Annotated in this window: 6 protein-coding genes; 5 read left to right on the top strand and 1 reads right to left on the bottom strand. The window is 35.0% G+C overall.

Annotated features, from left to right (window positions below):
• Positions 1 to 161: 161 nt before the first annotated feature.
• Positions 162 to 4,775, top strand: coding sequence for an SLAP domain-containing protein (locus DKL56_RS05835; RefSeq protein ID WP_162542508.1), 4,614 nt, complete (start codon positions 162 to 164; stop codon positions 4,773 to 4,775).
• A gap of 99 nt (positions 4,776 to 4,874) precedes the next feature.
• On the opposite strand, the gene DKL56_RS05830 is transcribed toward DKL56_RS05835, so the two are convergent.
• Positions 4,875 to 5,531, bottom strand: coding sequence for a GntR family transcriptional regulator (locus tag DKL56_RS05830; RefSeq protein ID WP_239440577.1), 657 nt, complete (start codon positions 5,529 to 5,531; stop codon positions 4,875 to 4,877).
• A 183-nt stretch (positions 5,532 to 5,714) separates the two neighbouring features.
• Between DKL56_RS05830 and DKL56_RS05825 the strand changes: the two genes are divergently transcribed.
• The 4 genes from DKL56_RS05825 (at position 5,715) to DKL56_RS05810 (ending at position 10,360) form a co-directional block, all read left to right on the top strand.
• Positions 5,715 to 7,076: a glycoside hydrolase family 1 protein gene (locus DKL56_RS05825; protein ID WP_109715736.1), complete on the top strand. Its 1,362-nt coding sequence runs from the start codon at positions 5,715 to 5,717 to the stop codon at positions 7,074 to 7,076.
• 18 nt (positions 7,077 to 7,094) lie between these two features.
• Positions 7,095 to 8,426 (top strand): PTS sugar transporter subunit IIC, encoded by a 1,332-nt coding sequence (locus DKL56_RS05820; protein ID WP_046307477.1) that lies wholly within the window; start codon positions 7,095 to 7,097, stop codon positions 8,424 to 8,426.
• A gap of 129 nt (positions 8,427 to 8,555) precedes the next feature.
• Positions 8,556 to 9,185, top strand: coding sequence for a hypothetical protein (locus tag DKL56_RS05815; protein WP_109715735.1), 630 nt, complete (start codon positions 8,556 to 8,558; stop codon positions 9,183 to 9,185).
• A gap of 560 nt (positions 9,186 to 9,745) precedes the next feature.
• Positions 9,746 to 10,360 carry an ABC transporter ATP-binding protein gene (locus tag DKL56_RS05810; RefSeq protein ID WP_074426315.1) on the top strand — a complete coding sequence of 205 codons (615 nt, stop codon included), beginning with the start codon at positions 9,746 to 9,748 and terminating at the stop codon, positions 10,358 to 10,360.
• Position 10,361 lies beyond the last annotated feature (1 nt).

The following is a 10,361-nucleotide window of genomic DNA, read 5'->3' as shown; positions in this document are numbered from 1 at the left end:
ATAATACAAGCGATTTAAAATAAAGAGTCTTAAAGAATAGGAAAAAGCAAAAAATGATGATGCTAATATAAAAATAATGCAAAAACGTCTTTATAATTTAATCTAAAAATGATACGATTTAGTTCATATAAGTAAAGTCGAAAATGTTGGGGATAAAAGCGATGACGGACAATAATAAACTAAATCCGATCGATAATACGGCGAGGGCCGGGAATGAAGAGAATGTAACTAAAGTAAGAGTTAATACTAATGAAATTGGCGAGGGCATGAAGACTAATCCAAATTATACTAATAACCGCAATCAAGTAGTGGTTGACCTTAAAGGAAAAAAGGGAATAGCACATAAACGTATCAATCAATTCGTTTTTGAAGTTAGCAACGAAATTGCAAATGACGTAACTTTAACTGTAGCTGACAAAAACAAGCAAAATAGAGATGTTAGTGTAGTTGCCGCAAAGATAAAGGCATCAATTGACAGTAAGCAAGATGTTGATGAAATTATCAAAACCCTTGAAGATGGTAATAGTGATATAAGAAAGCAACATGAACACGGTATTAATATAGTTACTCGAAAACAGTTGGCAAATGAGCAGCTGGCTAAAACGGCTAAAAGCACTTTTAATGCTATTGAAATGGATCAGTCAATAACTGAAGCTGAAAAGAGTGCTCAAGTACAAGGGTTAAATAGTGCTATAGCAAGTGCTAAGGGCACCATAGAGGCCGCAACGAATGCAGATGAAATTGACATTGCATTGACTGATGGACAGAGTGATATAAAAAAACAACATAAAGCTGGTATAGATTTATATTCGCAAAAAGCCAATGCACTTCGTTTGATTGATAGTATTGTCGCAAAAGTTTATAAAGCTGTTGAAAATGACAATAGTTTAAGTACTGATGAACGAGATATTCAGAAAGAAGATATTGACAGTGCTGTAGTTGAAGCTAGGAACGAAATTGAAATAGCAACTAGTGCAGATGAAATTGAAGTAGCTGTTACAACTGGAGAAACAAGTATAAACAGTCAATATCATATAGGAATCGACTTATATACGCAGAAACAGACTGCAAAACGACAAATTAACAAGGCTGCTTCAGATGTTGAGTGGAGCATTTCAAATGATAATACGCTTGTCACTGCTGAAAAAAATAGACAGAGGGACAATACTAAGAAGGCAGAAGACAATGCAATATCAGCCATTGAGCTAGCTAAAAATGCGGATGAGCTTAGGTATTTAGTTGAAGAAAACCAAGTTAATCTTAAAAGTCAACATCAAGTGGATGTTGACTTGGATATTCAAAAACAGAATGCTAAAGATGCGATTGATAAAGTTGCCGTTTCGATTAAAAACAGTATTAATGTAGATGAGTCTTTAACAAGTACAGAAAAAACGGCACAAAAACGTCAAGTAGATAAAGTTGCTGTTGAAACAAAATCTTGTGTTGAAAGTGGGACTAATGCTCAAAGTGTATTCGAAGAAAACGAAAAAGGACTTAAACAACTTAAAGAAACTCATCAATCTAATACATTTTCTTTGACAGATCAAAAACCCAATGCTAAAGATTTAATTAATCGAATTGCCATTAAAATCAAAAATGACATTGATGAAGATGTAACTCTAACGGATGCTCAAAAATTTGCTCAAAGACAAGAAGTAGATAAAGATGTTGTTGAATCTCGGAATAATATTGACGCTGCTCAGGATGCACAAAAAGTTGTAAATGAACGCGAAAAGGGCATTAAACGCATTAGAGATGAACATCAGACTAACATTGTCACTTTAATTGATCAAAAGCAAAATGCAATGGATTTTGTGGATCAAATTAAAGTTGAAGTCAAAAGTGTGATTGATGAAGATGAAACCCTTAAGAATTTTGAAAAATCTAATCAAAAGAATAGGGTTGATAGTGACGCGCTGAATGCAAAAACTGATATTGATTTAGCCACTGATGCTCAATGTGTTCTTGATGCCCAAAATAACGCAGTAAGGGCGATTAAGAGTGAGTATGTAGCAAGTAGTCTTTCACTATTAGATCAAAAGCAAAGTGCCAAAGAAGCAGTGCATCAAGCTGCTGTTGAGGTTAAACGCGAAATAGATAGTGATCAAACTCTAAGTAATGATGAAAAATTTGATCAAAAGAACAAAGTTGATCAAAACGTTAAACTTGCAAAGAGCAACATTGAAGAAGCAAATGATGCCCAAAGAGTTATTGACTCTCAAACAAATGGAATTAATTGTGTACGTGGTGACTACAACTCTGGGAGTGCTATAGTTGAACAGAAGAAATTGGCAAAAGCCAAAATTGTTCAAGTAGCTAAAGATATAAAAACTAGGATTACTGCTGATGTGACACTAGTTGATCTTGAAAAAACTGCCCAAAGAGCCAGAGTAGATTCAAGAGTGGTTGATGCGAAAGATGAAGTTGATGGTACGAATACTGCCCAGGGCATAATTGATGCAGTATCAGCTGCTATATTAACTATTAGTAATGAGTATCAGCCAAGTAACGATAGCTTAGAAAAACAACGTAATCTAGCTGAAGAAAAAATCAGTGATAAGGTAGGCAAAATTTCAGACCTTATTGACAAAGACCTCACATTAAATGATAGAGCGAAATCTATACAATTTGCAGCTGTAACTCTGGCTGAAAACGAAGTTGTAAGTAACATTAGTAAAGCTACAAATGCTCAAAGTATTAAAACTTCATTTGAAAGAGGTGTTGTTTTTGTTGAATCTAAGTACCGCCCTAATCCTATTTCACTTGATGAGCAAAAACAGTACGCAATTACTTTAATTACTGCGGAAGCAGAAATTGTCAAGAATGAGATTAAAAATGATGTAGATATAGATTTTGAGATAAAGAACTCGCAAACTAAAGCTGTTCAGCAACAAAAACAAGATGCAATAAGTAAAATGGTTTTAGTAACAAGTTCTCAGTTAATTGAGAACTTATATGTAGAAAGCGTGAATATTCTTCATGCTCAGCACCTAACTGGAAACGATTTAGCTTCACAAAAACTTGCAGCCAAAACTTTGCTTGCTAAAGAAGTTGAAACAGTCAAGGACATTATTACAAGTGATATTACTCTATATGATAGAGATAGGATTTCTCAGGTTGCTAATGTAGAAGCTAAACTAAAGATGAGTGAGGAAACAATTAACCAGTCTAATAGTACAGATTCGTTGAGTAATCAAGTTGCAATTAGTATTAGTTTAATTGATAATCAATATATTCCTGGAAAACCTATTAATGTGCAAAAAGCAGAAGCAATTAAAGAAATTGAAGATGCAGCTGCTTCGACTGATTACATAAGTACTGAAAATTTATCAACTGGCGAGAATAAAATAGATGAAGTAAAAATAAAACAGGCAGTTGATGCTGTTGTAATAGCGATAAAAGAGAATATTAATCGGGCTTCTTTTGCTGAAGACATAAATAGAGCAAAAAATGATGGTTTAGCCGGAATAGCAGCAGTTGAGAAAATAGATGTGACTCTGGATGATCACGAAGTTGATGAATCTATTGGAAAGGTTAATCAAGCGATAAGTGCCTATGAAACTAAAAAATCATTAGAAGAAGGCGTTTCGCAAATTGATCGAGCTATAGCTGAAATTGAATTTCAAGAAAGCAAAGCTCAAGCCAAGCGTATCATTAAAGACCACGGTGAAAAGGTTTATAATCACCTTAAGTACATATCTGATTTAAGTGATAGTGATAAACAATCATTTAGGGAAAAAGTAGATAGGATAGTACAAACTGGAAGTGCTAATATTGAAACAGTTAAATCCCAATCTGATATTTTGAAGATTATAAGCACTTCACAAAATAGCATAGACGAGCTTGATACAAACTCGGTCAGTTCAAAATTTACCGAAAAAGAGAACTCTGATTCTAAGACTCTAAGGAAAAATAGTGTCAACAAAATTGGATCAGATAGTAAAGCTTTTAGTTTGAATGGTTCATCGCCTGATAATTTCACTTTACCTGAAGCAAATAGTACGAGAAAGTCAAAACTCATTGAAAAGAAACTAAAGCATAGTGCATATTTCTATAACCAAGAAGGTAAGCGTGCTAATTTATTGGTTGCAAAAAGAGGCTCTATCGTTAATACTTTTGGCAGGGAGATGATTAAAAACCGTGAGTTTTATTTAACTGATAATAATCTTTATATTGCAGCTGAAAACTTTGATCCTCTAAAGCGAATCCTGAAAAAGAGATCATTTTTATATGATGAAAATGGCAGACGTAGTGGAAATAGCACTTTGAAAAAGGGAACCGAAGTTTCTACATATGGCAGTCCTGTTTTTATTTATGATAAGAAATACTACCTTGTAGATGATGGATACTATATTAAGACAATCAACTTTGGGTCTAACGAAGAAAGTGGCTATGCTAGCCTTGTGGATGGTCTAACTTCAAATGCCGTTTTGAATCATGATGCACTTATTTATAATAATGAGGGACAGCAGATTAGTAAGGTAATTTTGGAAGCAGGTTCTCGCGTAACCAAGGGAGAAACTAGAACAGTTAATGGCTATCAATTTACACGAATCGGTAAAAATCAATATGTAGCTAGTGATAATATTGTTGGTACTATGCGAACGGTATCTTCAAAAACTAGTGTTTATGACAAGTATGGTAACAAAGTAGGCAAGCAGGTATTTAAGAGTGGTGAAACCGTTAGAACTTTCGGAGATGTTGTTGCAATTAACGGATTAGCTTACTTTTCAATTGGAAATGGCCAGTTCATAAGCGAAACTGCTTTTGAATAACTAATCAAAATCGTAAGATAAAAGTCAATTAAAATAATAAAGTGAAAAGGAGCTCCTTTGAGCTCCTTTTTTGTATCACTAATTAAAGGGATCAAGGCTTTATACTTGGTTTAGAGTTAGTTCACCGTGGTCATAACGATTTCGCGTTTGGGAGTACTCAAAGGGGATACCATTAGTCAAATAACAAACTTGTTCAACTTCAAAAACCGGATCAGTTTTGCTGCACTTTAAATATAGCTGATCATAAGCATCAGGCTTATCAGCACGAAGAATTCTATTGGCCTTACCAACTTTTAAATGAAGCGTATTTTCAATATATCCATAAACTGACTTCCTAAGAACTTCTTCAGTAATACCTGGAATAACCTTTACAGGCATCACTGTATATTCAAGACGCACCGGAAAATCGCTTAACAAGCGTTGCCTAATTATGTCATATACTAAATCGCTGCGACTAATTTTTAAAAGAGCAACTTCTTTATCAGTTGGTTCGCGGAGGTCAAATGACACAATGTGATTGGTTAATAGAGCCGTGTTCTTGATTCGTTCGGTAAAGCCGACGTGCTCATTAGCATTATCCTTTTTGGCAATTTCAACTTCTTTTTCTGTCAAAATCAGGGTTCCGTGGCCACGAATCGGTTTGACAACGTTTTGATAGCTCAGAAAGCGAATGGCTTTTACAATTGTAACTTTACTAGTTGCATAATCTGTTGCTAGCTGGTCGATATGAGGTAGCTTTTTTTGATATTTATGCATTAGAATATCTTCTTCAATTTTGTTAGCAATTTTTATGTATTTAGGTCTTGTGATCATCATGCATCTCCAATTGTAAGTAAACTATTTACTTTACTTACAGCTTGCCAATCATTTACTTAAAAAGCAAGATGAAATATGATTATTTTTGAAAGCGCTTTTAATAAATAGAAAGAAGTTATGATAATGACAAAATTTTTCTGGGGCAATTCCAGTTCAAGTATGCAAACAGAAGGTGGGTGGAACGAAGGCGGTAAGAGTTTATCTGTTTATGATGTTCGTAAGTCCGGCCCGCATATTAGTGACTGGCACTTTGCAAATGATAATTACCATCACTTTGATGAAGACTTTGATTACATGAAAGATCTTGGAATGAATATGTATCGGTTCCAGATTTCTTGGTCACGCGTCATCAAGGATGGCGACGGTGAAGTTAATGAGGAAGGGCTTAAATATTATGACAAGCTAGTAGATGGTCTACTAGCACGTAATATTGAACCAATGATATGTCTTTATCATTTTGATATGCCTTTACACCTTGCAGAAGATTACAACGGTTTTATTAGTAAAAAAGTGTGTGAAGACTTTATTCGCTATAGCAAGATCGTGATCGATCACTTTGCAAATCGAGTTAAGTACTGGATTACTTTTAATGAACAAAATTTGTATCACACTTCGGGTGTATTTCAAATTGCTGGTTATTTAAAAGGTGATAAGACTTTAACCGATATTTATCAAATTGCTCATAATGTTATGTACTGTCATGCGGCGGTTGCTAATTATTTACATGATCAAACAGATGCAAAAATTGGTGGAATGTTAGCTTACAACCAAGTTTATGGTGCAACTGCAAATCCTGCTGATGTCTTTGCGGCACATCAAATAGACGAATTCCTGAACTTTGATTTACTAGATGCGTTTAGCTACGGTAAGTACTCGGATGCAGTAATTAATTTTGTTAAACAGAATAAGTTAGAACTTGATGTTAATGACAAAGAAATGGCAGAAATTTCACGCCTTAAGAGTGATTTTCTGAGTTTTAGTTACTATGCTTCCAGTACGATTGATGCAAGTAAGATACCTGCTGGCACAGCACCAAATCTCTACCAGGATTATGGCAAAAAGGACAATCCTTATCTCAAAACGACCGAGTGGGGTTGGCAAATTGATCCCTTAGGTTTCCGTGATGTTTTAAACAAGATCTATCTACGCTACCACTTACCTGTATTTCCAATTGAAAATGGGATTGGTGTGCGTGAGAAGTGGGATGGAGAACATCCTATTAACGATGACTACCGAATTGAATATCACCGCAATCATATTAAAGCAATGAAAGCAGCGATTGAAGAAGATGGAGTGGAAGTTATCGGCTACCTTGGTTGGGGACTAATTGATATTTTGAGTTCGCAAGGTGATATGGAGAAACGCTATGGCGTGGTGTATGTTAACCGAACGAATCATGACTTGCGCGATATGAAGCGTGTACCTAAGAAAAGCTATTATTGGCTCCAAAAAGTAATTAAGTCTAACGGACAAGACTTATCTTAAACATGTGAGGTGTTAAATATGAATGACGTTAGTAATACACAAGCTCATCCAAAACTGCAACGGTTTTTGGATAAGTTTACGGACATATCTGTAAAAATTGGAAATCAAGTTCATTTGCGTTCTTTGCGGGATGCCTTTGCCACACTGATGCCGATGTTTATCTTAGCTGGAGTAGCAGTATTTTTTAACAACGTATTATTTACTTGGGTGCTCAAGGGCGACATGTTAGCAAAGTTTCAAGTATTTGGAACATCTTTAACCAACGGAACGCTAAATGTTGCAAGTATCCTAATTGCGCCAATGATTGCATACTATTTGGCCAAAAATAAGTCTTACGATAGTCCAATTTCAGCAGCGGCAATTGCTCTTTCCGCAGTTTTTATCATGTTGGCTATCCACGTTAGTGTGACTCCAGATGGAGCTAAAAAGGCAGTAGAAGTTACAGGAGCGGTGTTATATTCTCAAGTTGGTACAACGGGGATGTTTGCAGGCATTATTATCGGTTTATTGGCAACTGAAATATACTTACGACTTTCAAAAGTTAAAGCTTTAAAGATTAACTTGGGGGATCAAGTTCCACCTGCCGTAGGTCAAAGTTTTTCTGTTTTACTACCATCCTTATTAACGCTGGGATTATTTGGTGTATTTGCAGCAGTATTGGCATACTTCAATGCTGACCTGGTAACACTTATTTCACGGTTAATTCAAGAGCCATTGCGTTCAGTTAATACGTCACTGCCAGGCTTCCTGCTAATCTACTCAACCGGTAATTTTTTATATACATTAGGAATTCACCAAACTGTAATTAATGGCTCCTTACTTGATCCGTTGAACTTGGTTAATATGAATGAAAATATGGCTGCTGTTCAAGCGGGCAAACAAGCTACACACATTATTAACACAGACTTTGTAACTGTTTATTCACAAATGGGTGGAACAGGTTTAACAATCGCCCTAATTATTGCCGTTTTGCTAGTTTCACACTATAAACCATATAAGGATGTAGTTAAATTGGCAGTTATCCCAGGAATTTTTGAAATCAATGAGCCAATTATCTTTGGTTTCCCAATTGTCTTTAACATTCCAATGATTATTCCATTTGTTTTGAGCCCTGTTATTGGTTCTTTAATCGGCTACTTTGCAACTGCAATTGGTTTTGTAAAACCTTTGGCATACTTAGTTCCTTGGACAACACCACCAATTTTAAGCGGTTTGTTGGCCAGTGGTGGGGACTGGAAAGTAGTGCTAGTTCAAATCGTTATTTTAGTGGTCTGCACCTTGTTCTATATTCCATTTATCAAGATTTCAGAACGTGTTGCATTGAAGCAGGCTGAGCTAAATAATCAGTAGATTGTCTCTAGTACTTGGCAAAAGAAACTAATTTCTTCCTTGTTACATAACAGAAAAAGGTTAATTATTAGAATTCTCAATGTTACAATAGTAAATGATATTTTTAGAACTAGTGAGGATAATTAACCAATGAAGAAGGGCGTAAAGCTACTTACAATTTCTGCAGCCATCGCACTGTTTTCAGTTGCAACTGGTACAATCGCAACATCAGTTGTTGACGCATCAACCAGCGAGGAAAGTAAACAAGAGGCAAAGACCGATGAAAAGGCGTCAATCCGATTAGCTAAAGCAGGTTATGTTTTTAGATTAAATCATGATGCCACTATTTCCCTAAAAGCACATCAAGCAGCGCACCTACCCAAAGCAGAAGTAGAGAAGTTGGTTAATGATCAGGTCCTCTTTAAGGTGGATCAGGTTAGTTCATTAAGAAATGGCGTACAGGTTCACATTGTTGATCAGACAGGTCAAGCAAAAGGCTGGGTTAACATTGTTAGTGACTTATACAATGTTAATGCTCAAAAAAAGAGCCTTAAAAAGTTAATTAAGGCCGAGCTAAAGGTGATGGATTATTGCGATATTATGCAAATGAAATCAGCTAAGAAGCAACTCAAAAAAGTAACTAAACTAGCAGACCAAGTAAAAGATCCAGAAGAGCGAGCAATTGCTAAAACCTCCGTTAAAGAATTGAAAAAATGGATGGGTCAACTTGAATATAAGGATATTCCAGCACTGCTAATCGGACTATATCCTAGATATTAGCTATGTTAATACGGGACTTAATAGGTAAAGTGAGAATTGATTTTTAGTTAACAGATTTTAAGAGCGTACTAATATAAGTCGACAGAAAAAGAAACGTGTATTCTTTTATAGATATATCCGTGCATACTTTTTATTTTGCTGATATACTATACGTAGCAATTGAACGCAAACGGCTTTGTTAGTAGATTGCTACACATACATTTTTCTTATAACTTTCAATACCGCCATGAATAATCATGATGTTTCAAAAATTTATGTACTCAAATTGCTACCTCGAATGAAGAACTAGTTTTGAGCTGATTTATGGAAAATCTCTCCTCCTTCGCCTCAAAATAATTTTTAATTTTTCGCTGTATAATTCCACCTTGCAATTTAAACCGGTATTGAGAGAGCACGTTGTAAAAAGATAGGATACTTTATGTCCTATCTTTTTATTTACCAATTTTTTGACTGAGAAGTTAATTCATTAAAAAAAGTTTAAATCAAACAGGTTTTATGAGTAGTTTTGTTAAACTTAAATTATTAGTTTGAAATTTTGTTTGTATTTAAGGAGACCACATATGCTAACAATTAACAATCTATCAATTAAAACACGCCAACCAATTTTATATGACTTTACTTATCAGTTTAAGCCAGGAGAATTTTATCAAATTGCTGCGGAAAATGGTTCAGGAAAAACAAGCTTTCTTCGTGCAATCACAAATTTAATTCCAATTTCGGCAGGAACCATTTTGCTAGATGGAGAGCCATATGCGAAGAAAAAGCAAAACTTCTTTTTCTTTGAAAGTAATGATTGGTTTAATGATAACCTCAACAGCTTGGATTATCTTAATTTTGTTAAAAAGCTATGGCACTCGAATGCAGACCTTGATCGAGAGATGGCCTTTTTGGGTGTTAATGAGTTTGCTAAGGTTCCAATTAAGAAATACTCCTTAGGGATGAAACAAAAGTTAATTGTAGCAATGTACTTTACAAGTGATGCTGATTACTATCTGATGGATGAAATAACTAATGGCTTGGATGAAGAAAGTCGTAATAAATTATATCAGCGACTAAATGATGAGATTACAAATAGGAATAAGTGTATTATTTTAACTTCGCATTATAGCAGTGAAGTTAAAGTTAATAATCTTCATCGGCTTGTTCTAGAAAAACAAATGATGCATGAGGTATAGA

Origin of the sequence: Lactobacillus apis, assembly GCF_003150935.1 — a bacterium.
Taxonomy (GTDB): Bacteria; Bacillota; Bacilli; order Lactobacillales; family Lactobacillaceae; genus Lactobacillus; species Lactobacillus apis.
This window is presented reverse-complemented; position numbering and strand designations above follow the sequence as displayed.